Genomic DNA, 26,152 nt, shown 5'->3' with positions numbered 1-26,152 from the left:
CCAGACAAGAGGTGACCGAACGATATCTTCACGAAGTGTGATTGTCGGCGCTGTTTAGCCAATTAACACCATTAAAACCACGCAGGCCGCGGCACGGCATTTGCGCTCGGTCACACTATTGCGCGTCGGTTATTTTACGGTACAGCCGACGCGGATGGCCGATATTGCCATACTGCATCTCCACGCCAATAAAGCCGATCTCGACACAATATTCCAGATAACGGCGCCCGGTGGTTTTGCTGATTCCCACGCTCTCTACCACTTGCTCCACTGACCAGCTGTCTGCGGGCGCCGCGCTGAAAACGCGTTTAACCCGTTCCAGAGTGATTGCTTCAATGCCTTTGGTTGAGGGCGCGGCAGGCATATCGCTGGTGGGCAGATTAAACAACTTATCCAGCACCTGCTGGTCAACACTCTTCATCTGGCGCAGGGTCTGCACCAGCAGCATAAAGCGTTCCAGCGAGGCGCGCAGACGATGAAAAAATACCGGTTTTAACAGGTAATCAAACGCGCCACTGCGCATCGCGTGGCTACAGGTTTGCATGTCGCTGGCGGCGGTAATAAAAATCACCGAACACTCAAAACGTTTTAGCAGCGGATCGTCAATCAGCGTGACGCCCTGGCCGTCCGGCAAGTAATTATCCAGTAGCACCAGCCTTGGCTGATGCTCGCTGATAAGATGACGCGCCTGCTCCAGCGTGGCGGCAATGCCCACCACACGCAGGTGAAAGTGCTGCTCAATAAATTCGCGATGCAAATCGGCGAGATGCGGCTCATCTTCGACAATCACAACATCAAGCGCCCTGGCACTATTCATGGCAACCTCCTGGCGAAACGGCGGGCTGGAACGGGATGAAAACCGAGAAGATGGTGCCCTGCGGCGCATTGTCGCTGATCTCGATGCTGCCGCCGGCCTGCTGAACATAACCTGCCGCCAGATAGAGGCCAATGCCGTGTTCCGCTCCCAGCACGTCGTCGTTGCTGGAGGGTTTACTGGTGACGCCCTGCTCAAACAGATGCGGTTTAATGCTGTCATCTACGCCGCCACCCTGATCGGCGACTTCAATGAGCAGCTCCTGATTGCGATCGGAAATATACAACTCCACCGGCGTAGTGGGCGTTCTGGCGATGAGCGTGGCATCGACGGCGTTATCCAGCAAATTCCCCACCACAGACATCAATGCAGTTTCGCTAATGCCGGCGGGAATACGGTTGAGCTGGCAGGCGGGATCAAATTTTAGCTCGACGCCTTTTTCACGCGCGCTGACATATTTCCCCAGCAGCAATCCGCACAGCGCCGGTGAGGTGAAGCGTGCAGAGACAAAATCCAGCACCTGCTGCGCCCCGGCAGATTGCGCGTGGATATAGCGCATCGCATCGTCATAGCGCTGCATTTGTAATAAGCCCACCAGCGTGGCGGTCCAGTTCAGCTGCTCATGACGCATAATGCGCAAATTATCCGCATATCGCTTTACCTGGCTCAGCTGGCTGCTCAGGGTATTGATGTCATTTTTATCGCGAAAGCTGCACACCCAGCCGCTTGGCTCGCCGGGCTCCAGCTCGATCGCCACCCGGTTGACGATCACCTGACGCTGATTCAGCACGGTGATGTGATCGTGGTGACGACCACTCGGTTGCTCCGCGTGTTGGCTGAGAAACCCCGGATGAATCTGCAGCGCCTCATGCAGCGGTTTACCCAGCAGTTCGCTCTCGCTCTGCTGAATATCCAGCAGTTCTCGAGCGGCGCGATTAATTAAAATCAGCTGCTTCTCCGCGTTAACGGCAAATACCCCTTCATACATCGCTTCCAGTAACGCTTTTTGTTGCAGCACCAGCAGCGCGATATCTTTCGGCTCCAGCCAGAACATCTGTTTCTTCAGGTTGCGGGTAAACATCCATGAAAAAATAAACAGCAGCAGCAGCAGGGCGAGGCCATACAGGCTTGCTTGCCACAGCAGGCTAACGTTGATATTGGCGATATAGGAGGTGAGATAGCCCACCGACACAATACCAATCACCCGATGCTGCGCATCAAAGATCGGCGCTTTGCTGCGTAGCGATACGCCGATGCCGCCTTTACGTACGGAGATGATGGTTTTCCCCTGCAGCACCTCCGCGTTGTCGCCACCAATTAACGGCAGATTGAGGCGTTCGGGCGATTCCGAGTGATAGAGGTGCTGCTCATGGACGTCGCCAATGACGATATAACTGGCATCGCTTTGATTACGCAGTGGCTGGATCAATCCAGCAATGCCTGCAATATCCCGGCGTGCCACTCTCTCCGCCAGGCCCGGCATCAGCGCGATTTCACTGGCCTGCACCCGCGCGCGCTGGCCCAGATCGTGATGCAACTGTCGGTCGATAAAATGGAACAGGATGGTGCCCAGCAAGGCTAATAGCAGGCAGGAAAAAAGCACAAGAGAGAGAAAGAGTTTCACCTGAAAAGGTAATCGGCGTTTCATACAACCTGCAGTAAGGAAAACTGGAGTGAGGCGTAAGGGGAGACTAGCACGCGAAAATGCCGCCCGGCATCGGTTGAAGCCAGAGTTGTGAGCTGGCTACAATCTCTCCGCGGCTTGGGCGCTGGTGAGTGCTGGTACGCCGAACAAACGCTTTCCCTCCTTATTCCTGGCATTCTCTCCCTGCGGCGCTAATCAATTGCTTAAATGCCAATTCATCGCGGCTAATCTATGCGCATCATTTTTATTAACGCGCAGCCTGAGTAAATTCCGTTTTGGTCTGGCAACCATTGACCTTATAACCACCAGTGGTGAGAATGCCGCTATAAGTTTTGAACCAGATCGCAAATTTTGGGCATTAAGCCCGTTGCAGTGCGGCTGCGAGAGCCGCACTGAATTAACGCCACTTGCACGCATCGGCTAGCGAAAGACGCGCCGGAGTAATAAAAGTGCAGGGCATACAGCAAATATCGTTAATGTCGTGACGTTCGTTGAGAAGGCCCGTCTATTGATGCACCTTTTCAGCCCCGGTCGGCATTTCTTGTTTTCCGTGATGAGTGCGATAAAGCGCTAGCGCTTTTTTATTCTCATTAGGAAGCAGATAAAAATTTAATTTAAGTTCGGATTGAAAAGGCGGTCACTGCGTAAAGCATCGTCCGCTGCTGAAAAAACGTAAATCGCTGAAATTACACTGAACTCTTATGAGTGCAGCGCAGCCTTTTTACGCCAAAAATAGCGCTTTGTCTGTTTTCAGTACACTGGTAGCTGCAAGCCAGGGGCGGTAGCCTGCCCATTTTGTCGCGTGAAAACAGAATTAAATTGCTCAGTTTATTTGGCGATTATCTTATTACGCTTGCTGTGTAGTCAGATTTAACCGGCATTTTTAATTCGCCTGAGGAAACTCTGAAATACACAGCCAATAAATGTTAAGCAGGGCGAAAGCAACGCACAGCAATGGTTATCGATTATTTACTGTGACGTTCATCGATCTTTTTTTACGCCCGCAAATTTTACTCCGACGGAGTCCAGAGGTCCTATGCAAAATCCCATTAACGACGTTTTAATCAGCGTCATCGTGCCGGTGTATAACGCCGCGGCGTATCTGGAGCGATGCATTGATAGCCTGCTACAGCAGGATGAAACCCGTTTTGAAGCCATCTTCATTAACGATGGTTCCAGCGATAACTCGCTCGCCATTTTACAGCGTTACGCCCATTACCCGCATTTTCACATCATCGACAAAAGCAACGGCGGCGTCTCTTCAGCACGTAATCAGGGGATTAATGCATCGCGTGGCAAGCTGCTGTGCTTTTTAGATGCCGATGATTTTCTGCCAGCCAGCGCCTTCGCCACCTATGTGCGCCTGATGCAAAACCCGGTGGCGATGGTGGTGGGGGAGTCGCAGCACTTTACGCCGCAGGGGCAGCCACTCGATTTTCCGGCCAATTCGAGTGATGCGCGCCAGCTGGCAGCCTCAGCGGCCATCAATGATTTGCTCTACTTCAATCCGCGTCACGGCATCTGCGACAAGGTATTTCGTGGCGATGTCATCCGCCAGCATCAGCTCCGTTTTAACGAAGAGATTTATAACTTCGAAGATCTGCTGTTCGTGATTAATTACCTGCATCTGCAGCAGGATCGCCAGGTGATATTTACCCAACAGGTGGTTTATCACTATGTGGTATCAGATAACTCTGCCACGCGCTCGGCACTGCGGGAGAAACACTTCTCGTTTGCACGCTCCTTTAATGGCATGCAGGCGTTTTTATCCACGCAGCACAAGCGTTGTTATTACCATCTCTATTTAAAAGTCACCTCATCTTATATCTATAAAGCGCTGCACAGCGATGGATTCAGCCGTGCCTTTATTGATGAATATATCTCGCTCTACCGTCGCAGCTTTAAGTCCTATTTCACCTCTGGATTGATGTTCAATCCGTGGAGTTTGTACTTTGCGCTGTTTTTCGTCAGTCCACGACTGGTATCGCGTCTGCGCCGCCTGGCACAGAAATAAACGCTGAGGTTGAGTTGTGAAAGATAAATTAAAAAATTCGATGTGGATGATCGCGGAAAAGCTGATTGCAGTATTTGGCCTGATATTTGTCACCTCCTATGTGGCGAAATATGTTGGGCCCACCACCTTCGGCATCATCTCGATCTCCATGCTGGTGTTCCAGTTTATTCAAAGTATTGCCCTGATGGGCAGCGATGTGATTCTGCTGAAACGCTTATCGCAAAATCATCACTCCGGTATGCGCTTAATGATGGCGACATTCCTGCTGGTGTTACTGATTTATGGCGTGTTATCCGTCACTGGCATGCTGATTATGGGTGAAGAGTGGAGTGCTGATGCGTTGATATTTATCTGCGCTGCGGCGATTGCCTGCCTGTTTTCCTCACTCGATTTGGTCAATATCTACAATGAGGCGATGCTGAATGCGCGCCTGAATGTGATAGCCAACCTGGCTGGCCTGGCGATCAGTTTGACGGTGCGCTTCTTTATTTCCTATTACGGTTTTGACCCGCACTATTTGGCGATTCCCATTGTACTGGCGACCTTTATTCCGTTTGTCATCAAGCTGACGATATTCCTTAAATACCATCGCCAGGTGCCGATTCCCGCTATCCGTCAGATGAAGAAATACTCCCGCTATATGGTGGCCTCGGGTATTTCACTGGTGTTTTCGGTGATAGCGGTGGCGATTTATACCCGCGTGAATCAAATCAGCGTCTCTTATTTCCTCGGCGTGAAAGAGGCGGGGATATTCTCCGTCGCGCTAACGCTGGCTACCGCGTGGGTATTTTTACCTAATGCCTTACTGGCTTCCTTTTTCCCAGCGTTCTTTGCCGAGCGCGATGATGAGCAGTCGATCATTAAGGCGCAGAAATTACATCTGCTGGTGATTGGCGTTTCATCAATGGTGATTTTGGCTATTTGGCTATTGTCCGGATGGTTTATCCGTGACTTTTACGGCGCCGAGTATCTCGATGCGGTCGCGCCAACGCTATTACTCAGCGTTGGCGCGATGTGTGCCGTGCTCAGCAGCGTGATGGATCGCTTTATTATTAAGTACAACGGTTACCGTTATTTGGTGAAGAAAACCTTCGTAGTGTTATTAATCTGCGTGGCGTCATCACTGTTATTGGTGCCGTATTTTGGTTTAAACGGCGCGGCCATGAGCGTGGTATTAACCGAGTTCCTCTCCTTCTCGCTACTTAATTACTTTTTCCCTGCTCAGCCAGTTATGCGTATTCATCAAGTGTTTATCAACCCCAGGAAACTATGGCTGTTATTTAGCAATATCAAAACCTCAGACAGTAAAGAGAGTTTATCATGAATGAAAAAACCCTATTTAGTCTTATCATTCCCGTCTATAACTCACAAAAAACCATTCAACGTACTTTGCTGAGCGTACTTAAACAGACGTTCAGCAATTATGAGGTTATTGTCGTTAATGATGGCAGCAGCGATTCAACCCCGAAAATACTGGAGGAGTTTAGCGCTTATTCGCAAGTCACCGTTATTCACCAGATTAATGCCGGTGTTAGCGCGGCGCGAAATAGCGGGATGCAACAGGCCAAGGGCGACTATGTACTGTTCCTTGATGCGGATGATTGGGTGGATGATAACTTCCTGATGATCTTCAAACAGAATCTCGATGCCTGGCCAGCGGAAACGGTGGATCTGATGGTCGGCAACCTCAACGACAGCCGGGTGGGGAAGGTGTCGCAGGCGGGCTTCTTCAGTAATGAGGATATTCCCTATGTGCTCGGTGAGTTGGAGATGAGTGACAACATTGGTTATCTGCATAACAAATGTTATCGCCGGCAGATTATCGAAGAGCTAAATCTGCGCTTTTTGGAAGGTATCTCCATGAGCGAGGATCTGCTGTTTAACCTTAAATTCTTCAGCTGCATTAGCAATTTCCTGGTGACACCGGGCGCGGCTTATCACTATGAAGATGTCGAGGCGTCACTCTCCAAACGAAAAGTGCAATACAGCGAACTGAAAGTGAGAAAACAGTTTCTGACGGCGCTTTATGACTCAATTATTAGTAAGTATCACGCCAGCGATCTCGATTATTTTCTTAAAGGTATCTCCAAGCGCGTATTGGCGTTGGATATGCAAATCGTCACCGCCATGTATCACTCTTCGTTTTCACCTGCGGATATTGCCCAGGAAATTAATGAAATAAAGCGAGGAAAATACTCCAAAGGTATTTTCATTCTGCTGAATAAAAATGAAAAACTGAAGTACATGATTATGAATTTGAATACTCTCACAGCGTACTATTTTCTTTATGCACTCTACCGGATGCGCGCATTCTGATTTGAAATTCCCCCGGCGTTAGTCTCTGGACTCATTTGCTGTACCAGAGGCTAATTGCCGGGGGAGTTTCTCCCTTCATACTTCAAGCTGCAGGTGCGTTGGCTGCGTGGATTCGCCCCGGTCACTTACCGATGTAAGCTCCCGGGGACTTATCCACTTGCCGCCTTCCTGCAACTTGAATTATTTGGCAGAACCGTAATCAGTGGCAACAACTTACCGTTGCCACTCCTTTTCATTATCTCCACACCTTTCCACTTCCTTCGCTGCTTTCTCCAACTTCTGGTTTACTCCTTCTTGCACTCCTCTCGCGTCTCATGTCAAATAGCGCCCCAGGCAATCGATTGCGCGCAAGTTTCGTGCATTTCCTGCCCTTAAAAACATCAGGGTGCGTGAATTTGATCCATTAAAACGTCATCCTTTGCGTTACGGCGGCGCTACAGAGCCCGCGCCATGATTGGCAGCCATCGTTCTGGCTGCATTTTTGTTCAAGCTTGAATGTGTGGAGAGACAGATGGACAACTCACAAACCAGTACGCTTAGTACCGTTGAAACAGCGGCTAAGGGCTGGCGCAAGAGTGATACCGTGTGGATGTTGGGTCTATACGGTACGGCGATTGGTGCGGGTGTACTTTTCTTACCGATCAATGCCGGTGCAGGCGGACTGGTCCCGCTGATTATCATGGCGATTCTTGCCTTCCCCATGACCTATTACGCGCACCGTGCGCTGACGCGCTTTGTGCTCTCCGGGAAAAATCCCGGCGAAGACATTACCGAAGTGGTGGAAGAGCACTTTGGTGTCGGTGCCGGCAAGATCATCACCTTGCTCTACTTCTTTGCTATCTATCCCATCCTCTTGATGTACAGCGTGGCGATCACCAACACCGTCGATAGTTTTATCGTGCACCAGTTGGGCCTGGTTTCGCCGCCGCGCGCATTGCTGTCGCTGATTTTGATTATTGGCATGATGACGGTGGTGCGCTTTGGCGAGCAGATGATTGTCAAAGCGATGAGCGTGCTGGTGTTCCCGTTTGTCGCGGTGCTGATGCTGCTGGCGGCTTATCTCGTGCCGCACTGGCATGGCGCGGCGCTGGAAACCTTGTCGCTGAGCCAGAGCGTGAGCGGTCACGGCATCTTAATGACGCTGTGGCTGGCGATTCCGGTGATGGTCTTCTCCTTTAACCACTCGCCGATCATCTCGTCATTTGCGGTTGCCAAGCGCGATGAATATGGCGCGGGCGCTGAGAAAAAGTGTTCACGTATTCTCGCCAACGCGCATTTGCTGATGGTGGTGACGGTGATGTTTTTCGTGTTCAGCTGCGTGCTGAGCCTCTCGCCTGCCGATTTGCAGGCGGCGAAAGATCAGAACATCACCATTCTCTCCTATTTAGCCAACCACTTTAATGTGCCGATGATTGCCTGGATGGGACCGATTGTGGCGATGGTGGCGATCACTAAATCATTCCTCGGCCACTATCTTGGCGCGCGTGAAGGTTTCAACGGCATCGTGGTGAAATCCCTGCGCAGCCGCGGAAAAACCGTGACGCCGCAGCGTCTGAATCGACTGACTACCGGCTTTATGCTGCTGACAACCTGGCTGGTGGCGACGCTGAATCCGAGCATTCTGGGGATGATTGAAACGCTGGGCGGGCCGATCATTGCGATGATTCTGTTCCTGATGCCAATGTACGCCATTCAGAGAGTGCCGGCGATGCGTCAGTACAGCGGTAAGATCAGTAACGTATTTGTGGTGATGATTGGCGTGCTGGCGATTTCTTCTATCGCCTATTCATTGGTGAATTAATCTTTGTCATCAACTAGGTGCGCATTAATGCGCACCTTACGATTTTGTAGGGTCGCCATTTATGGCGACCTGGCAAACATTACACCGCAGCCGTTTTAAACACGCTCATTGATTGTGCCAGGCGATCCGCCTGTTCCTGCAACGCCTGCGAAGCCGCTGAGGCTTCCTGCACCAACGCGGCGTTCTGCTGCGTTACCGCTTCCATCTGCGTAATCGCCGAATTAATCTCGCTTATTCCGCTGCTCTGTTCGCTGCTGGCGATGGTGATTTCGCTCATGATATCCGCCACGCTTTTCACGCTATTGACCACTTCGCCAATGGTGGAACCCGCGTGCGTCACCAGACGGCTGCCTTCGTCGACCTGCGCCACCGAATCCTCAATCAACACCTTGATCTCTTTCGCTGCAGAAGCCGAACGCGCCGCCAGATTGCGCACTTCGGTTGCCACCACGGCAAAACCGCGGCCCTGTTCGCCGGCGCGCGCTGCTTCAACGGCCGCATTAAGAGAAAGAATATTGGTTTGGAAGGCAATGGAGTCGATCACGCTGATAATATCGACGATCTTCTTTGATGAGAGCGTAATGGCTTCCATCTTCTCGATTACCTGCTCCATCACCACGCCGCCCTGTTTCGCCACGTTAGAGGTATTTGCGACCAACTGATTGGCTTCACGCGCGTTCTCGGCGTTATGTTTGACGGTGGCGGTCATCTGCTCCATCGCCGATGCGGTCTCTTCCAGCGAGCTGGCTTGCTGTTCGGTACGGGAAGAGAGATCGATGTTGCCACTGGAGATCTGATTCGACGCCACGGCGATGGTATCGGAGCCCGCGCGCACATCGGAAACGATGGTCAGCAGATTGTCATTCATCGCCTGCAGCGCCTGCATCAGCACGGCGGTTTCATCTTTGCCGGTGATCTCAATGTGCGAACTCAGGTCGCCCGCGGCCACTTTCCCGGCGATTTCCACCGCTTCGTTGAGTGGGCGCACAATTGAGCGCGTCAGCATAAAGCCCAGCACGATGGCCGCCGCAATGGCGATAGCGGAGAAGATCAGCGTCATTTCAATCGCCGATGAGCCGTTATCGATAATTTTGGCGCCTTCCTGCTCCAGCTGTTGTGACTGTGAGTCGGCAAACGCCACGGCGCTCGCGAGGAAAGCATTTTGCGTATCGGTAATGGATTTCAGCACAAAGGTGCTGGCCGCTTCGGCATCGCCAGCACGCACCAGCGCAATCAGCTGGTTTTTTTCCGCTTCAAACTTGTCACTGGCGGCAAGCAGTCCGGCAATTTTCTTTTTACCCACCTCAGTCACCTGCAGCGCTTTGATTTTATTCATCGCGTTATTGGTGTGTTCGGTGGCTTCCGCTAATTGCTGATAGCGCTTCTCGTTATATTGCGGACGCGTGGTATCAATCACGATGCCGCGCAGATATTTAATTTGATCGTTAACGCCATCGCGCACGTCAAAGCCCAGGCGCACTTTTACATAACGATCTTCCACGATCGACGTGATGCCGGTTTTGATGTTGTTAATTTTGGTAATGGATGTCACGCCAACAATCACCAGCAGTGCCACCACTAAACCAAAGGCGATGCCCAGACGGACGCCGACCTTCATATTCTTTAAGCTCAACATTGGATCTCCCCGTAATGCCAAAAATTGATGTTATCAAGATGGAAAAGCAGGCAAGACGCCCGCAGCAGGTTGATGTTTTTTAAGGTGAAAACAGTTACGCAGCGTGACAAAACTGGTATGGCAGCACCGGCGCAAGCGCTTTCAGTTATCGGTTATTAATGTTTTAACTTTAATTTTTTAGAGGTGTGTCACAGTTTGGTGAATGGCGATGACGTTGATTTTTGGCTGGGCGGGGAGAGGTGTATCTGGTCGCCATGAATGGCGATTCGTAGGGTGCGCATTTCTGCGCACCGGAATAACGATGTCATTAACGCGGTTTTTTCAGTACGCCGTGAATCACACTGGAGAGTTCATTAATTTCGAATTTCGCCACGTAACCATCGGCACCGACTTTGCGCACGTGATCTTCGTTGGCGCTGCCGGAGAGCGATGAGTGGATCACCACCGGAATCTGGCGCAGGTTGTTATCGCGCTTGATATTGCGCGTCAGGGTAAAGCCGTCCATCTCCGGCATTTCCAGATCGGTCAGCACCAGCGCGATCTTGTCGTGAATCGACTCGCCGTTGGCCGCGGCTTCTTTCTGCATCTCGTTAATCTTGATCCAGGCTTCCAGACCGGTGTTGTGCATGATGGCCGGAATGCCCATGCTTTTCAGGCCCTGTTCCAGCAGCTGACGCGCGACTTTAGAATCTTCCGCCACAATCGCCACCTGGCCCGGCTTCAGATTGAAGTCTTTGGCGGTTTCTGCGCTTGGCTCAACGCCGCGCACTGAGGGAATGATGTCATACAGAATCTGCTCAACGTCCAGCACCATCGCCAGATTGTTACTCTGGCCGTCGGTATCGAGGCAGGCGATGCTGGTAATATTGCGGCTACCGATGCCCGCTTCCGCGGTATGTACCTGGCTCCAGTCGAGACGCACAATGTTCTCCACCGACTCCACCGCAAACGCCTGCGTACTGCGCGCATATTCGGTTACCAGCAGCAGATTAAGGCCGGTTTCCGGTTTGCAGCCGGTGACGGCGGGCAGATCGATAACCGGAATAAACTGTCCGCGAATGCTCGCCATGCCAAGCAGCGGCGATTGCATACCGGCAGCGCGGGTGATGGTCGGCATCGGCACGATTTCACGCAGTTTAAACACGTTGATGCCGTAGAGCTCAGATTTGCCTTTCAGCTGATCGGAACCCAGGCGGAACAACAGCAGTTCGAATTTATTGGAAAGCGCAAGGTTAGCGCGTTCATCGATCTCTTTCTGAAAATTATCCATCATGGCCTCGGGGCAGATCTGGGCTGGGAAAAGGGCAGGGCAAAATCGCCATGATTAACTTATCGGCAGCAGAGAAAAAAAATGAAGGGAGATAACGGAAATTTTAGCGTGAGAGCGATCGCCCTCACGCGAGAGTCGATTACTTCAGCAGGATGGCGCGTACGCTTTTGCCTTTGATCTTGCCCTCTTTAAGTTTGATCAGGGCTTTCTTCGCCTGCGCGGCGTCGATGGCGACGTAAGCGTGCGTGGCCGTCATATCGATCTTGCCGATCTGGTCGCCACTGAAACCGGCTTCACCGGTCAGCGCGCCGAGGATATCGCCCGGACGGATTTTGGCTTTGCGGCCGCCATCAATGCACAGCGTCATTTTGGTCGCCGGCAGCGACTTCGCGTTGGTGCCTTTCAGCGTGCTGGAGGAGACCCAGTTGAGCTTCTGCTGCAGATACTCTTCCAGCGCATTGGCGCGCACCATTTCGTCTGGGGCGACAAAGCTCACCGCCAGACCTTTCTCACCGGCGCGACCGGTACGGCCGATGCGGTGAATGTGCACTTCCGGATCCCACGCCAGCTGAAAGTTAACCACCAGCGCCAGCGATTTGATATCCAGGCCGCGCGCCGCCACATCGGTGGCGATCAACACGCGGATGCTGCCGTTGGCGAAGCGAATCAGCACGCGCTCGCGATCGCGCTGTTCCAGATCGCCATGCAGGGCTAACGCGCTGATATCCCGTTCGTTCAGCGCGGCGGCCACGTCGTCACATTCGCGTTTGGTGTTGCAGAACACCACGCAAGAGGCCGGTTGCTGCTGGCTGAGCAGGGCACTGAGCAGGCTATGACGCTCTTTGGCGCTGGCTTCAATAAACTGCTGCTCGATGGTCGGTAATTCAGTTTTATCTTCGGTGGCAACCGCCAGCGCATCACGCTGAAAACGCTGGCTGAGGCTGGCGATGGTATCGGGCCAGGTAGCAGAGAACAGCAGCGTCTGGCGCGTCTCTGGCGTAAAGCCAATGATTGCTTCCATATCGTCGCGGAAGCCCATCTCCAGCATGCGATCCGCTTCATCCAGCACCAGCGTTTGCAGCTGGCTAAGATCGAGGTTGTCGCGCTTGAGGTGATCGAGCAAACGACCCGGCGTGCCGACCACGATGTGCGGTGCATGCACCAGTGAATCACGCTGCGCGCTCATCGGTTGGCCACCGCACAGCGTCAGAATTTTGATATTGCGGGTAAAGCGCGCCAGCTGGCGCAGCACATTGCTGACCTGATCGGCCAGTTCGCGCGTTGGGCACAGAATCAGCGCCTGCGTATGGAACTGGCTGTTATCAATACGGTTCAGCAAACCCACGCCAAACGCGGCGGTTTTGCCACTGCCGGTTTTTGCCTGCGCACGCACGTCGCGCCCTTCCAGAATAGCGGGCAGGGATGCGGCCTGAATCGGCGTCATGGCGTCGAAACCCATCTCGCGCAGGTTATCGAGTTGGCTGGCAGGCAGTTGCGTCAGGGTAGAAAAAGCAGTCACGGGAATGTCTCTAATTGCGGGTAGGATTGCGGCGGTCAGTCTGGCAGAAAGGGCCGGGATCGGCAATGGCAAAAGCGTGGTTGGTTTAGGCGTGAAATCAGTTAGCCATGCGATCGTTTTGTTCATTTTATCAGCGAGAACTATCGCATAGTTCTAATGCTTTTCCGGTTGCTTTTACGCTAGCGCGTTGCGGGAAAAACAGACATCTTTAATGAAAAGGTGGGATTACCCTTGATAAATAAGCCTTATCGCATCTTTTCGTCGCCTTTTAGCGGGGGTAACGCTTATGTGTCGCTCCGGTTGGGTAAAATTCTGATTAAAAAACACCGTCGATTTGCTTTATATTTAGCGCGCCATTTGGCTAATTATAAAGTACCCGAAATAATTCATGATGCAGGAAGGCGGCAAACGAGAGCAGCCAACGCACCTGCAGCGTGAAGAAGGAAGGGTAAATTCAGAGGTCATTTCATTGAGTCATCATGTCCAGGGACAAAACGAAGACATTCTGAAGATCGTCGGCCGCGCCGTGTTAACGCTGCATCTGCATGGGGAAACTTTGTCATCGGATAAAGTCAGCTCCATGATTGCCTGTTACGCGGAAGAAGAGCCTGTCAGCGACGATGAAAACCAGCGGCTGTATGCGCTGGCGATTCAGATGCTTTCGTAAATCCAGCACTCATCGGGTGTGCGCATGCCGCCCTTTTTATGTCGTACGTAAAGCCTCCTTGCGGAGGCTTTTTTGTTTATGGCGTCAATATGATTCGCGCATTGATTGGGACGGTCGCCATAAATGGCGATCCTACAACAGCGGAGGGTGCGCATTCATGCGCACCTGAGAACATCAGGCGCTGAACACCGGCAATCCGCGGTGGAAGGTGGCGCGTACCGGGGAAATGCGCGCTACGGCTTCGGCGGAACAGCTGGCCTCAACCAGCATCATGCTGGCTTCATCCGCCACCTGCGGCCATTGGCGCTCGCCCTGATTCGATAGCGGTAAAATGCCGCCGGTGGCGATATGCAGCGCACGGCTTAAACCAAACTCATCGGAACCGCGATACAGCTGCGCGTACAGATTGGCTTTTTCCAGCATGCTGCCGGTGCCAAACGGTGACCAGTGATCGATCACGCTATCGGTCCCGGTCATCACCGTGATGCCCGCCGCTTGCAGCTGCGGCAGTGGCATGGTCAGTTTGCCAATCGGAATGGTCGAGGCCACGCTCATCTGCTGCTCCGCCATGCCGGCAATCATCTGATCCAGCGCCTTGCCTTCCAGCGTAGCGAGCGCAAAGCCGTGGCTCAGCGTCACTTTACCTTTCAGCTGTGGATTTTTTGCAATGGTATCAACCATGTACTGAATCGCTGCCACGCCAGCGGGCGAGGTTTCATGCAGGTGGATATCCACGCCGCGCTGGAAATCGATAGCGATCTGGAACATGGCATCCAGCGACGCCTGCATCGCGCCATCCACGTTGGTCGGATCGAGTCCGCCAACGAACTCCACGCCCATTTGCATCGCTTCACGCATCAAACCATCGACTTTCGAGTGCAGCAGACCGTGCTGCGGGAACGCAACAATTTCACAGGGAAATTCCGGGTGATCGGCCAGCGCCAGCTTCAGATGCTCAAGACTTTTCAGGCCGCTAACCGGATCGATATTGCAGTGGCTGCGCGCTTCGGTGGTGCCTTTACTGTGCAACAGGCCAATGATCGCTGCAGCACGCGCCTGCGAGGTCGGCAGCAGCTGCGGGATCAGCACCTGCTCACGCGCAATCATATCCATGATGGTTTTGCCCTGACGCGGACGCGGCGCTTGCCACGGGCCACCGTAGAAGGTTTTGTCGAGATGAATGTGCATATCGCGGGTGCGGGGCAGCAGCAGAGCGCCGTTGGCATCCCACTGCGCGAGCGCGGCATTGCGCGCTTTGCCGGCAGCATCAATTGCAGCGAAAGCGCCATCTTTGATCGTGATGTCGTACAGCGCGGTGCGCGTAGCGATGATTTCACTGCCGTCGCGCTCAAAGCCCTCTTCGAGACGCACGTTTAGCAGTTGATAGTGGGCGACGCGCGGCGGTGGCGTATGCGGTTGCGTGCTGTTTGACAGCAGCGGAGAGGCCTGTCCGGCATAGCTCATACCGGCTGCCATCAGGCTGCCAGCAGCGGTCAGGCTAAGAAATTCGCGACGGCTGGGAGAAGTGAGTTGCATCAGAGGTTCCATCAAATGAGAAACGCTTAATCTGGCAAAACCTGACGCGGCGCGCTGCGATATTTTCCACTGATGAGCAGTGGAAAAATCACTGCCACTGCAACTGGCAAAACGTCACGAGCGCGGCGGCCAGCGCCTGCTGCAACGCATCCTGCGGCGTACGACAAAACAGCGCCAGTTCAAAATGGCTGATGCTCGGCAACCCGTCGGCTTCGCTTAATACGCGATGCTCCGGCAGGCGGCAGCTGGCGGGCAGCAGCGTCACACCTAATCCGGCGGCGCTGGCGCTGGCAAGGGCCACTAAACTGGCGCTGCTGTAGCTAATGCGCCAGCTGCGGCCGAGGCTATCCAGCGTCTGCGCCATCTCTTCGCGGTACAAACCGAGCTGTGGAAACACTACCAACGGCACCGGCGTTTGCTCAAAGCAGGGATGGGCGGCGCTATCCAGCCACAGCAGCGGCTCCGGACGTGAAGCCAGCGGGCGCTCGCCGCCGGGCTGTTTAATCAGCAGGATATCCAGCTCTTCGCGCTGCCATGCGCGATGCAGATCGACATACATGCCGCTCATCACGTCAAGGCGCAGCTGCGGGTGTTCGCGGCTGAATTCCGCCAGCAAACCGGCGGTCGGCGCGGCGAAATCTTCCGGCACGCCGAGGCGTAAAACGCCGTCACGCCATTTGTCGCTCAGCACGTCGTGTGCTTCGCCGTTCAGCGCGATAATACGGCGCGCATAGCCGAGCAGTTTTTCGCCCTCTTCGGTTAACGCGACCTGATGCGAAGTGCGCTCCAGCAGCGCTTTGCCAATCATCTCTTCCAGCCGACGTACCTGCTGGCTGACGGTAGATTGCGACAGATGCACGCGATCGGCGGCGCGCGTAAAGCTGGCGGTTTCGCATACCGCGACGAAGCTCAGCAGCTGCTGCGGGGTGAACATCGGCTGACGATTCATTATTCCACTGGTCACTATGGTGTTATTTCATTTCCAAATAGTAACCACTGCTGCGATGCTGGCAACTCTTTTACAGCAGGATTGTGTATGAATCGACATTATAACGGACTAACACTCGGCGCTTTGGTGCTGGCTGGGCTGAATATGCGTCCGTTTCTCACTTCTATTAGTCCATTACTCGGCCAGCTGCGCCAGGCGATGGGACTCTCTTCACTGGCGGCCTCGCTGCTGCCCGCGGTACCGATGGTGATGATGGGCGCAGTGGCGCTGCTAAGCGCTTCATTAATGCAACGCGTGCCGCTGCAACGCTTGCTGCTGGCCGGATTGATGCTGCTACTGCTGGCGCTGGCCGCGCGCGGCATTATCCATGACGGCAGCTGGCTGGTGGTGAGTGCTCTCTTTGGCGGCCTTGGCGTGGGCGTGGTGCAGATGGCGATGCCAGGCTTGATTCGCCAGCGGTTTGCCCAGCGCAGCGCGGCAGTGACCGGACTGTGGGCAGGTGCGCTCATGGGCGGTGGCGGCTTGGGCGCCGCCCTGTCACCGTGGCTGAGCGAGCATTATGGTTGGTCGCTGGCGTTGGCCGGCTGGGCGCTGCCGGTGCTGCTGGCGATCGGCCTGTGGCTCTACGTGCGCGTGCCGACTGCCGCAAGCACGGAAAACATTGCGCTGCCGTCGCTGTGGCGCAAACCGCGCGCCTGGACGCTGGCGCTGAGTTTTGGCCTGGTGAACGGCGGTTATGCCACCTGTGTCGCCTGGCTACCGGATGCTTATCAGCAACTGGGCTGGTCAGCGCAGGCCGGCGGTTCGCTGCTGGGCGTGATGATTCTGTGCCAGGTGGCGGGCGCGCTGCTGATGCCGCTGCTGGCGCGTAAGGCCGATCGCCGTCCGCAGCTGATTATTAGCCTGGTTTGTCAGTTGATCGGCATGAGCGGTTTTCTGCTGGCACCGCAGTTGGCACCGTGGCTGTGGGCGGCGATTGCCGGTTTTGGCCTCGGCGCGGCGTTCCCATTGGCGATGGTGCTGGCGCTCGACCATCTGCCCCATCCGCAGGCCGGTGCGCGGCTGGTGGCGTTCATGCAGGGCGCGGGGTTTATCATCGCTGGCAGCATGCCGTTTATCGCCGGTCAGCTGCAGGCGTTGACCTACAGTTTTAGCAGCGTCTGGCTAATGCAAGCGGCGGTGACCGTCGGGCTAATCGTGCTTAACCTGCGCTTTCATCCTCACAGCTACCGTCGCGCCTTTGGTCAGACATCGGTGTGATTGGTCCTACCAAATGAGTGAAATTGCGCCGCATCATCACATAACGGGAAAAATCACGCGCCTTTCGTTGCGTTGAGTTAACAATGCATTAACTATCTGGAACCTGAAATCCCGACCAAACGAATATTGGTCCTACCAATGGTGGAGGGTTCCATGAATGATAACTCGCCGCGCTTAGCGGATACGCTGCGCGCGCGGCTCTGCACGTGGATCAGTGAACATCAGCTGGAGCCGGGCATGCGTTTGCCCTCCGAACGCGCGCTGGCGGCGGAATTTGGTGCCTCACGTTCATCACTGCGTGAGGCAATTCAGCAGTTGATCAGCAGCGGCGTGCTCGTTAGCAAACGCGGAGGCGGCACCTGGGTACGCCAGCCGCAGGCGCCGTGGTCGGAACAGCGTATCGTTGAGCCGATTCGTCAGCTGCTGGCCGCCGATCCCGACTATCGCTATGACATCCTGGAAGCGCGTCATGCCATTGAGGCCAGCACCGCCTGGCACGCGGCGTTACGCGCCACCGAATCCGATAAAGAGCGGTTGCGCTACGCCTTCGATGCGCTGCTGAAGATGAACGAGAGCGACGATCCCGATCTCGCGGCGCAGGCCGATCTGCGCTTCCATCTCGCCATCGCCGAAGCCTCGCACAATGTGGTATTGCTGCAAACCATGCGCGGCTTCTTCGATCTGCTGCAATCCTCGGTGCTGCACAGCCGCCAGCGCATGTATACCCATCCGGTGATTTTCAATCGCTTGCACGAACAGCATCAGGCGATGTTCGAGGCGGTGATGAGCGGTGACGCGGAAGCGGCGCGCCAGGCGGCGATGGATCACCTCGGCTTCGTGCATACCACCATGAAAACCCTGCATGAAGATGAAGCGCGTCAGGCGCGGATTACGCGTCTGCCGGGCCACGATTTACCTCAGCATAAGGAAAACAACGGATGATCATCTCTGCTGCCAGTGACTATCGCGCCGCGGCGCAACGCATCTTGCCGCCGTTCCTGTTTCATTATCTGGATGGCGGCGCCTATGCCGAGCACACGCTGAAGCGCAATGTCGCCGATCTCTCCGACGTGGCGCTGCGCCAGCGCGTGCTGAAAAACATGTCGGAATTGAGTCTTGAGACAAAGTTGTTCAACGAAACCTTATCGATGCCGGTCGCGCTGGCGCCGGTGGGCTTGTGCGGCATGTACGCGCGCCGCGGTGAAGTGCTGGCGGCACGCGCAGCGGCACTGAAAGGCATTCCGTTTACGCTCTCTACCGTGTCGGTTTGCCCGATCGAAGAAGTTGCGCCGGCAATTAATCGTCCCATGTGGTTCCAGCTCTACGTGCTGCGCGATCGCGGCTTTATGCGCAATGCGCTGGAACGCGCCAAGGCTGCCGGTTGCACCACGCTGGTGTTCACCGTCGATATGCCAACGCCGGGCGCGCGTTATCGCGATGCGCATTCGGGCATGAGCGGCCCGAATGCGGCACTGCGCCGTTACTGGCAGGCGGCAACGCATCCACAATGGGCGTGGGATGTCGGGCTACATGGCCGTCCGCACGATCTCGGCAATATCTCCACCTATCTCGGCAAACCGACCGGGCTGGAAGATTACATTGGCTGGCTGGCGAACAACTTCGATCCCTCCATTTCATGGCAGGATCTGGAGTGGATTCGCGAATTCTGGGATGGCCCGATGGTGATCAAAGGCATTCTCGATGCGGAAGATGCGCGTGATGCGGTGCGGTTTGGCGCCGATGGCATTGTGGTATCCAATCACGGCGGTCGTCAGTTGGATGGCGTGCTCTCCTCGGCGCGTGCGTTACCGGCGATTGCCGATGCGGTAAAAGGCGATATCACCATTCTGGCCGACAGCGGTATTCGTAGCGGTTTGGATGTGGTGCGCATGATCGCGCTCGGCGCCGACAGCGTGCTGCTGGGGCGCGCGTTTGTCTATGCGCTGGCCACGCACGGCCAGCGCGGCGTCGAGAATCTGCTCAATCTGATTGAGAAAGAGATGAAAGTGGCGATGACGCTGACCGGTGCGAAATCCATTAAAGAGATTACTCAGGCTTCGCTGGTGCAGGCCAATGCGCTGCTGAGCGAGGCAGGATTAAGCCCGGCACGTCCACGCGCGGTGAGCTGAGAAAAGCAAAATCAGTCACGTTGTCTATACTCATTAGCTGTCGAACTAAACAGGAGGAATGACATGACCATTCATAAGAAAGGATCGGCCCATTGGGAAGGCGACATTAAAGGCAAAGGAACGGTAAGCACTGAAAGCGGTGTGTTGAGCAATCAACCATACGGTTTCAATACCCGTTTTGAAGGGCAGAAAGGCACCAACCCGGAAGAGCTGATTGGTGCAGCACATGCTGCTTGCTTCTCCATGGCGTTGTCGCTGATGTTGGGCAATGAAGGACATAAAGCGACCAGCATCGATACCACTGCGGATGTGTCGCTGGATAAAAAGGGCGACGGTTTTGCCATCACTAAAATCGCGCTGACCAGCGCCATTGTGCTGCCAGGCATTGATGATGCTAAGTTTGATGAGATTATCCAGAAAGCTAAAGCGGGCTGCCCGGTGTCTCAGGTACTGAACGCTGAAATCACGCTCGACTACACGCTGAATAAATAATCGCCCTATTGGGTGACCAGCGTTAGAATTAACGGTGCGCCTGAGGGCGCATCGTTGCTTTCTGTCGTCTGGAGGATGCGTGGCAAAAAAACTGGCTGCAACTAAACACTGGAAAATGATTGTGGTGCTGTTGTGCATCTGCGGTGCGCTAATGCTGATTCGCTGGGCTGCGATGATATGGGGATGAAGGACTGGATTGGCAGTCACAAGCTCGGCGTGCTGGTGATGGTGATTTTGGTACTGGAGTTACTGCATTATCTGCTCACGGCGTCATGGTTACCGTGGCAGCTTGGCTAATCAATCAGGCGTATTCGCCATCGGTATGACGAACGTTACGCACACTGCTGCGCGCAATGCGATAGGCCTTGCGCGGATCGCCCGCCACGAACTCAAACGTGGGCGAGAAGTAGAACGGCAGCCAGCCGCCGAAGCCGCTTTCCCACTCCCAGCGCACGGGGCAGGGCCACAGGATGCCATCATACAAAATGTAGTAAACCCAGCGTCCGTTTGGACGACGGGGGCGAGATGTTTTCATTGGATTCACAACGATAATAGTGAAAAGCAGCTTATATTTTGAACGCTACAACCCATTCTTGCAATGCCGTCTGGCTGTTTTTTGCGCGACTGTAATAAAACTGGCACCGAATTAACGGTGCACTTCGCCACAAAGTAAGACCACGTTTGGCCGGACTTTATGGATGCGATCGGCCATCTGCTCACAGGCCACTTTGGTCGGATAGATGCGCTCCGAAACCGGCAAGGCGTCACAGGCATCATGCCCACACGCGCTCACTAACAAAACAAAACCAATCAGCATAATCAGACTCCTTTAACACCTTCTCGCTGGTACGGAATGTGTGGCTGGTCGTTCCCTTTTTTGATCCAGTATAGCTAAACGCGTCGGGAGTCAATTATCACCCTGAGCGGCTTTCTTGTCCGGTCGGCAAGATTATACGCTGCGCGGCGCGCATCCGTAGCGTAATCTGGGCTAAACTGTGCGGCCCTGATAAAAACGATGAGTGAGTTAACCATGTCGAACGAAATTGCCCATCCGGCCAGCAGCCCAAAACAAGCCGCCCTGCAGCTGGTGATTGAACTGGTCCGTGCAGGAAAGCTGAGCCCGCTGCACGGCGATGCTTCCAATATGATCTCTATCTACGAGCAGTTTAAAAACCATTTCGAAGCGGAAAAAGAGTAGTTCTTGCGCCTGCGGTCGCCATCATTGGCGGCCCTACGCTAGCTCATCCGTATGGGTGCGATCGTACTCTTCCTGCGCACGCTCCAGTGATGGACCATGTTTCAGCGCCCAATCATACAGGGCGATAAACGGCTGCTGCAGCGTCTGCGCCAGCGGCGTCAGGCTGTATTCCACACCGATTGGCGCCGTGTTCAACACTTCACGATTCACCAGCCCATTGCGCTCCAGCCGCTTTAACGCATCCGCCAACGCTTTGTGGGTGATGCCGTCCAGCCGACGACGAATCTCGTTAAAACGCGACGGCTTAGTACAGAGCACCGTGAGAATTAAAATCGACCATTTATTGGTGATGTGCTCCAGCACCGGACGAGTTTTTCCTACATCTCTCAAGCTATTACCGTCGATCTCTGCCATGGCGATATACTCCGCGATATCTGGTATAAACAAAGTGCGTAATTGTTATTAAGTATAAAATATATACCATCTGTTTTCTACCCAAACAGGAGAGTGCAGATGAGCAGACTGGAAAACAAAGTAGCGGTGGTGCTGGGCGGTGCGAAGGGGATTGGACTGGCAATCAGCCAGCGGTTTGCCCGCGAAGGCGCCACGACCTGGTTTACATCGCGTCGTGATGAAGAGTTACAGGCCGCCAGCAGCACCATTACCGGCAATGCGCACCCGTTGCGTGCCGATGTGAGCCAGCAGAGTGAACTGATCCGTGTTATTGAGACGATTAAGCGTGAGTCCGACCAGATTGATGTGCTGGTGATTAACGCCGGAATGGCCGAGTACGCCACCATTGATGAGATTGGCGCGGAGCATTTCGACCAGATCTTCGGCCTCAACGTGCGCTCGCCAGTGTTTGCGCTGCAGGCGGCGCTGCCGCTGCTGAAGCCCGGCGCCAGCGTGGTGCTGATAGGGTCGATCGCGGATGTCATTGGCACCCAAGGGTATGGCGTTTACAGCGCCAGCAAAGCCGCGCTGCGCTCCTTTGCCCGCACCTGGACGCGCGAGCTTTCGGCGCGCGGCATCCGCATTAATGTGGTGGCGCCGGGCCCGATCGATACCGAGATGATGCAGGCGGCGTCCGAAGAGGTGCGCATTGGCATCACCAGCACCATTCCGCTCAGTCGCATGGGCCAGCCGGAAGAGGTGGCCAACGTGGCGCTGTTCCTCGCCAGCGATGAGAGCAGCTACATTGCCGGTGCCGAGATTTGTGTGGATGGCGGGCTGACGCAGGTGTGAGGGAATTGATGCAACTCAACGGCCATCGCAGGATGGCTGTTTTTTGGGGATCAGGCGAAATACCAGGCGGGCAGGATAGCGATCAGGTTATTTAGCGTATGCAGGAAAATTGGCAGCGCCAGGCTGTTACTGCGCAGGCGTGCATAACACAGCAGCAGTGAAAACAGCGTTAACGCAACCAGCGTTTCCCAATGCACATATTGGGTATGCATGGCGGCGAACAGCAGAGAAGTGAGCAGCATGCAGGCAAAACGGCTTCGCGGCGCCCACAGCAGAAAACCTTGCAGCAGGAATCCCCGGAACAACACCTCTTCAAACACCGGCGCCAGTAATACCGCAGTGAGCAGCAGAATCAGCATTGAGCTGCGTCCCTGCTGCGACTGGGCGATCAGCCAGCCTTCCGGCTGCAAAAACTGAGTCTGCGCCACCATCAAAGTGAACAGCAGGCCGATAAACAGCAGCCCCTGCATCGGGCGCACAAATCCAAGCGGAATATCACTACGACGCTGGCAGTAAAAGCGGTACAGCGGATAGATCACCGCAAACTCTACCAGGCAGAGCACCGGCATCAGCAAGCCATTGGTGCGCAGCATCCCATAATTGGGAAACAGCGTAACCAGCATGGTCACGAGGTAATAGACCACAAAGCTACCCACGTAAAACAGCGTTAACGTAACTTTGTCGGATTGGGTGTCCATAGGCGACTCAGCGAGCAGAGGAGAGCGCATAGTAGCAACGCCGATCACCGCTGTCGAGGTGGTGTGCTGCACATTTGCGCTGCTCAAATATTCCACCAGCAAGACTAAATCTGCGGCGCGCTGGGCCGATAACCGATCAAACCCTTACAGGGTGGAGATGTGCGCCGTGTTCGTCATCATCCGCCTTTTTTGCTGCCTGTATTCTACGAGCATTGTGCATGAATTCTCAGTATCAACGACACGCGGCGTTACCCGCCAAAGCCAACATGGAAGCACACACGGTTCGGATAACGCGGCGTAGTTTGCGCACCTTAACCTCGCTGCTGTTCGGTGTGCTTCTTCTCGCCGTGTTAATGGTGCTGGTTATCGCCCATCAACAAAATAGCGATTCCATTCAGCAGGACGCCAATCTAATGCGTCAGGCCTGGCAGCAGCAACAGCAGGAGATGATTGTCGATGCGCGTGATTACGCTAACTGGGGCGAAGGCTGGAAAAACCTGCATCTGACGGTCAATAAAATCTGGGCGTGGGATGAAGAGAACTTTGGGCCAGGCCTTTACAGTGAGTATCACTATGACGGCGTATTTGTGGTGGATGGCGCAGGCAAAACGCGCTACGCGGTGATTGATGGCAAATTGTCCTCTGTGTCTCTGGAGAGCTGGCTGGGTGCGCAGAGTATATTATTGTTGGGAGAAGCGCGTAAGCTTCACGACGCTGTCGCTCGTAATGTGATGATAGATAATAATCCAGCCATTATCGTCGCTGCGCCAATCACCCCGGGAAAAGTACGTGATTTGCCAACCCTACCGGGCCCGCCTTCAGTCATGCTGTTTGTTAATATATTTACCCCTGAGAAACTTCAAGCGCTGGGGAACTCACTCAATGTGCTCGAACCGCGTATCGCCAGCAGTGTAGACGAGGCGCAGTACGAACCGCGTCTGGTTGAACCGGTGGTGCAGGGCGATCCTTTGGTCATTCGCTGGAAGCCGAAAGATCCTGGATTTGGCGTGATCTGGATGATGATGCCGCTGTTGCTGTTTACGGCGCTGGCCGTGACGCTGGTGACGCGCCGCGTGATCCGTCACGCGTTACACAACGCGGTCATTTCCGATCGTCGCTTTGAAATGCTGGCTGTCAGCCAAAGTGAACTCGCTGATAGCGAAGAACGTTTTCGCGATTTGGCGGAAGCGGCATCGGACTGGATTTGGGAGATCGACGACCAGGGCCGCCTGCGCTATCTCTCGTCGCGCTTTACTGCGGTTACTGGCCATCAGGTAAAGAGTTGGATGGGACGCTCACTTGATCAACTCATCAGCCATCCCAGCCATTCATTGGTGTCATGGTTGATGCATCAAGAGGAAGAAGTGCAGCGCGTGCCGCTGCGCTGCCAGTTTATGTCGGCCAGTGGTGAACGGCGCATTGGGCAATTAATGGCGAAAACAATTCGTCGTAATGGCCTGCGTGCCGGTTTCCGCGGCACGGTTTCAGATATCACTCATGAAGTGGATGCCGAAGCGCGAATTCAATTCCTGTCACGTCACGATATGCTGACGGGATTGGCCAATCGTGTTCAGCTGCAGGAGTATTTGACCACTTATCTGGAGAGCGTTAGCGAAGAGGATCCGCTGTTTGTTATCAGCTTTGACCTCGATGAGTTCAAACCGATTAACGATACCTGGGGCCACTCGGTGGGTGATGCGGTGCTGAATGAGATCTCACAGCGGTTGAAAAATCTGCTGGCGCCGAATGAGCTGGCGGCCCGGCTTGGCGGCGATGCCTTTATTCTGCTGCTGCGCGAAACTACCCGTGCTGGCGTTGAGTACCGCTGTCGTGCATTGCAACGCACCGTTCATCAACCGATCATCAGCGGATCGCACCAGATCAATTTAACCGCCAGCATGGGTATCGTCTCTGCGCCGCAAGATGCCGCACAACCGGAAGCGCTATTGCGACTCGCAGACATCGCGCTCAGCCAGGCACGTAGTGCCGGGCGCAATCAATGGATGTGGTATTCCAGCGATATGGCAAATCACCTGCAATCGAAGCGTGACATGGCACAGGCAATAGAAGCGGCATTGAAAAATAAAGCTTTTTCACTGCACTATCAGCCGCGCTATCAGCTGCAGAGCGGAAAGCTGGCTGGCGCGGAAGCGCTGATTCGCTGGCAGCTGGAAGATGGTCAATGGATCACGCCGGATCGCTTTATTCCGTTGGCGGAAGAAAAAGGATTAATAACTGCGATTAGCGATTGGGTGCTGATGCGTGCCTGCCTCGATGCCTACCATTGGGGTGAACAACGTTACGTCTCAGTTAACATTTCACCGGTTGAGTTCCGAGCCAACGATCTGGTGCAGCGCGTGGCGCATGCACTGCGTATCAGCGGATTACCCGCCACGCGGCTGGAACTGGAGATTACCGAAAACGTCACCTTCGAGAATCCGGATCGCGCGCTGGAGATCATGCAAGGTTTACGTGCGCTTGGCGTGCGGCTCACGGTGGATGATTTTGGCACCGGCTATGCGGCGTTGGGTTATCTGAAAACCTTTCCGTTCAACGGGCTGAAAATCGATCGCTCCTGGATGAAGGAGTTCCCGGAATCGCAGCAGGCGCAATCGGTAGTGGCGGGGATTGTTGGATTGGCGCGCGCGTTTGCACTCACCATCACGGCAGAAGGCATTGAAACTGAAGCGCAGTTAAAAGCGCTCAAAGCGCTCTCTTGCGAAGAAGGGCAGGGATATTTTCTGGGACGACCTATGCCGTTAGCCGCGTTTAATGCCCGGCTCAGGGAAGAACTTTTAATCAATTAATGTCGCACATCGTAGCTACCGTCTTGAACGTCAAACGGTAGCTACAAATGTGCCTTACGACTAACGCACTCTAATGGCAACAAAAGTCATCAGCGCGGCGAAGCCGACAAAAATAACCAGTTCCATAATCGCCTCCCACTCAGAAAATTCTTAGTT

General features: G+C 54.4%; 24 protein-coding genes. 13 read left to right on the top strand and 11 right to left on the bottom strand.

Annotation, left to right across the window (positions count from 1 at the left end):
• Positions 1-115: 115 nt before the first annotated feature.
• Both PMI17_RS06055 and PMI17_RS06050 read right to left on the bottom strand, forming a co-directional pair.
• A complete protein-coding gene (locus PMI17_RS06055) occupies positions 116-817 on the bottom strand; it encodes a response regulator (protein WP_007887114.1) in 702 nt (233 codons plus the stop codon).
• Positions 810-2,462 carry a sensor histidine kinase gene (locus tag PMI17_RS06050; RefSeq protein WP_007887112.1) on the bottom strand — a complete coding sequence of 551 codons (1,653 nt, stop codon included), beginning with the start codon at positions 2,460-2,462 and terminating at the stop codon, positions 810-812. The genes PMI17_RS06055 and PMI17_RS06050 overlap by 8 nt, the downstream gene beginning before the upstream one ends.
• 1,033 nt (positions 2,463-3,495) lie before the next feature.
• Between PMI17_RS06050 and PMI17_RS06045 the strand changes: the two genes are divergently transcribed.
• From PMI17_RS06045 to PMI17_RS06030, 4 genes are all read left to right on the top strand, one after another.
• Positions 3,496-4,473, top strand: coding sequence for a glycosyltransferase (locus PMI17_RS06045; RefSeq protein WP_007887110.1), 978 nt, complete (start codon positions 3,496-3,498; stop codon positions 4,471-4,473).
• Between the two features lie 16 nt (positions 4,474-4,489).
• Positions 4,490-5,797: an oligosaccharide flippase family protein gene (locus PMI17_RS06040; RefSeq protein ID WP_007887108.1), complete on the top strand. Its 1,308-nt coding sequence runs from the start codon at positions 4,490-4,492 to the stop codon at positions 5,795-5,797.
• On the top strand, positions 5,794-6,789 hold the full coding sequence (locus tag PMI17_RS06035) for a glycosyltransferase family A protein (RefSeq protein WP_007887107.1): 996 nt from the start codon (positions 5,794-5,796) through the stop codon (positions 6,787-6,789). The genes PMI17_RS06040 and PMI17_RS06035 overlap by 4 nt, the downstream gene beginning before the upstream one ends.
• Before the next feature lie 511 nt (positions 6,790-7,300).
• Complete coding sequence (locus PMI17_RS06030) at positions 7,301-8,590, top strand: HAAAP family serine/threonine permease (RefSeq protein ID WP_007887104.1); 1,290 nt, start codon at positions 7,301-7,303, stop codon at positions 8,588-8,590.
• A 79-nt stretch (positions 8,591-8,669) separates the two neighbouring features.
• Here the strand turns inward: PMI17_RS06030 and PMI17_RS06025 are convergent, their stop codons facing one another.
• From PMI17_RS06025 to dbpA, 3 genes are all read right to left on the bottom strand, one after another.
• Complete coding sequence (locus PMI17_RS06025; RefSeq protein ID WP_007887102.1) at positions 8,670-10,226, bottom strand: methyl-accepting chemotaxis protein; 1,557 nt, start codon at positions 10,224-10,226, stop codon at positions 8,670-8,672.
• Between the two features lie 307 nt (positions 10,227-10,533).
• Positions 10,534-11,496: a chemotaxis protein gene (locus PMI17_RS06020; RefSeq protein ID WP_007887101.1), complete on the bottom strand. Its 963-nt coding sequence runs from the start codon at positions 11,494-11,496 to the stop codon at positions 10,534-10,536.
• A gap of 139 nt (positions 11,497-11,635) precedes the next feature.
• Positions 11,636-13,015 (bottom strand): ATP-dependent RNA helicase DbpA, encoded by a 1,380-nt coding sequence (dbpA, locus tag PMI17_RS06015; protein WP_036620358.1) that lies wholly within the window; start codon positions 13,013-13,015, stop codon positions 11,636-11,638.
• Between the two features lie 388 nt (positions 13,016-13,403).
• Here dbpA and PMI17_RS06010 point away from each other — a divergent pair, with 388 nt between their 5' ends.
• Positions 13,404-13,682 carry a hypothetical protein gene (locus PMI17_RS06010; protein ID WP_007887099.1) on the top strand — a complete coding sequence of 93 codons (279 nt, stop codon included), beginning with the start codon at positions 13,404-13,406 and terminating at the stop codon, positions 13,680-13,682.
• A gap of 174 nt (positions 13,683-13,856) precedes the next feature.
• Here the strand turns inward: PMI17_RS06010 and PMI17_RS06005 are convergent, their stop codons facing one another.
• Together PMI17_RS06005 and PMI17_RS06000 are read right to left on the bottom strand one after the other, a co-directional pair.
• The gene (locus PMI17_RS06005) at positions 13,857-15,218 is read right to left on the bottom strand and encodes an amidohydrolase family protein (RefSeq protein WP_007887098.1); all 1,362 of its coding nucleotides are present in this window, start codon (positions 15,216-15,218) and stop codon (positions 13,857-13,859) included.
• A gap of 88 nt (positions 15,219-15,306) precedes the next feature.
• Positions 15,307-16,167 (bottom strand): LysR substrate-binding domain-containing protein, encoded by an 861-nt coding sequence (locus tag PMI17_RS06000; RefSeq protein ID WP_007887097.1) that lies wholly within the window; start codon positions 16,165-16,167, stop codon positions 15,307-15,309.
• Between the two features lie 87 nt (positions 16,168-16,254).
• On the opposite strand from PMI17_RS06000, the gene PMI17_RS05995 reads away from it, so the two are divergent.
• The 5 genes from PMI17_RS05995 to yniD all read left to right on the top strand — a co-directional run bounded on the left by PMI17_RS05995 (position 16,255) and on the right by yniD (position 20,235).
• Positions 16,255-17,427, top strand: a complete 1,173-nt coding sequence (locus PMI17_RS05995; protein WP_007887096.1) for a cyanate transporter — start codon at positions 16,255-16,257, stop codon at positions 17,425-17,427.
• A gap of 153 nt (positions 17,428-17,580) precedes the next feature.
• On the top strand, positions 17,581-18,369 hold the full coding sequence (gene lldR / locus PMI17_RS05990) for a transcriptional regulator LldR (RefSeq protein ID WP_007887095.1): 789 nt from the start codon (positions 17,581-17,583) through the stop codon (positions 18,367-18,369).
• Positions 18,366-19,556 carry an FMN-dependent L-lactate dehydrogenase LldD gene (gene lldD / locus PMI17_RS05985; RefSeq protein WP_007887094.1) on the top strand — a complete coding sequence of 397 codons (1,191 nt, stop codon included), beginning with the start codon at positions 18,366-18,368 and terminating at the stop codon, positions 19,554-19,556. Before lldR ends, lldD begins: the two co-directional genes overlap by 4 nt.
• A gap of 63 nt (positions 19,557-19,619) precedes the next feature.
• Positions 19,620-20,048, top strand: a complete 429-nt coding sequence (locus PMI17_RS05980; protein ID WP_007887093.1) for an OsmC family protein — start codon at positions 19,620-19,622, stop codon at positions 20,046-20,048.
• A gap of 79 nt (positions 20,049-20,127) precedes the next feature.
• Complete coding sequence (yniD, locus tag PMI17_RS25685) at positions 20,128-20,235, top strand: small membrane protein YniD (RefSeq protein WP_021507251.1); 108 nt, start codon at positions 20,128-20,130, stop codon at positions 20,233-20,235.
• Positions 20,236-20,349: 114 nt separating this feature from the next.
• Here yniD and PMI17_RS05975 read toward each other — a convergent pair whose 3' ends face one another.
• Together PMI17_RS05975 and PMI17_RS25505 are read right to left on the bottom strand one after the other, a co-directional pair.
• Complete coding sequence (locus PMI17_RS05975) at positions 20,350-20,583, bottom strand: hypothetical protein (RefSeq protein ID WP_007887092.1); 234 nt, start codon at positions 20,581-20,583, stop codon at positions 20,350-20,352.
• 111 nt (positions 20,584-20,694) lie between these two features.
• The gene (locus tag PMI17_RS25505; protein WP_007887091.1) at positions 20,695-20,865 is read right to left on the bottom strand and encodes a hypothetical protein; all 171 of its coding nucleotides are present in this window, start codon (positions 20,863-20,865) and stop codon (positions 20,695-20,697) included.
• 198 nt (positions 20,866-21,063) lie between these two features.
• Between PMI17_RS25505 and PMI17_RS05970 the strand changes: the two genes are divergently transcribed.
• On the top strand, positions 21,064-21,246 hold the full coding sequence (locus PMI17_RS05970; protein WP_036620354.1) for a hypothetical protein: 183 nt from the start codon (positions 21,064-21,066) through the stop codon (positions 21,244-21,246).
• A 33-nt stretch (positions 21,247-21,279) separates the two neighbouring features.
• Here the strand turns inward: PMI17_RS05970 and PMI17_RS05965 are convergent, their stop codons facing one another.
• Positions 21,280-21,660 (bottom strand): helix-turn-helix domain-containing protein, encoded by a 381-nt coding sequence (locus PMI17_RS05965; protein ID WP_007887087.1) that lies wholly within the window; start codon positions 21,658-21,660, stop codon positions 21,280-21,282.
• A gap of 99 nt (positions 21,661-21,759) precedes the next feature.
• Between PMI17_RS05965 and PMI17_RS05960 the strand changes: the two genes are divergently transcribed.
• Positions 21,760-22,491 carry an SDR family NAD(P)-dependent oxidoreductase gene (locus tag PMI17_RS05960; protein WP_007887085.1) on the top strand — a complete coding sequence of 244 codons (732 nt, stop codon included), beginning with the start codon at positions 21,760-21,762 and terminating at the stop codon, positions 22,489-22,491.
• Between the two features lie 50 nt (positions 22,492-22,541).
• Here PMI17_RS05960 and PMI17_RS05955 read toward each other — a convergent pair whose 3' ends face one another.
• Entirely contained in the window at positions 22,542-23,189 is a 648-nt protein-coding gene (locus PMI17_RS05955) for a CPBP family intramembrane glutamic endopeptidase (protein ID WP_007887083.1), read from the bottom strand.
• Positions 23,190-23,407: 218 nt separating this feature from the next.
• Here PMI17_RS05955 and PMI17_RS05950 point away from each other — a divergent pair, with 218 nt between their 5' ends.
• Positions 23,408-25,996 (top strand): EAL domain-containing protein, encoded by a 2,589-nt coding sequence (locus PMI17_RS05950; RefSeq protein WP_007887081.1) that lies wholly within the window; start codon positions 23,408-23,410, stop codon positions 25,994-25,996.
• The last annotated feature ends 156 nt before the right edge of the window (positions 25,997-26,152 follow it).

This window comes from Pantoea sp. GM01 (genome assembly GCF_000282675.1).
In the GTDB taxonomy this organism is placed as follows: Bacteria; Pseudomonadota; Gammaproteobacteria; order Enterobacterales; family Enterobacteriaceae; genus Pantoea; species Pantoea nemavictus.
The sequence above is the reverse complement of the archived record's forward strand: the minus strand, read 5'-3'. Positions and strand labels throughout refer to the sequence as shown.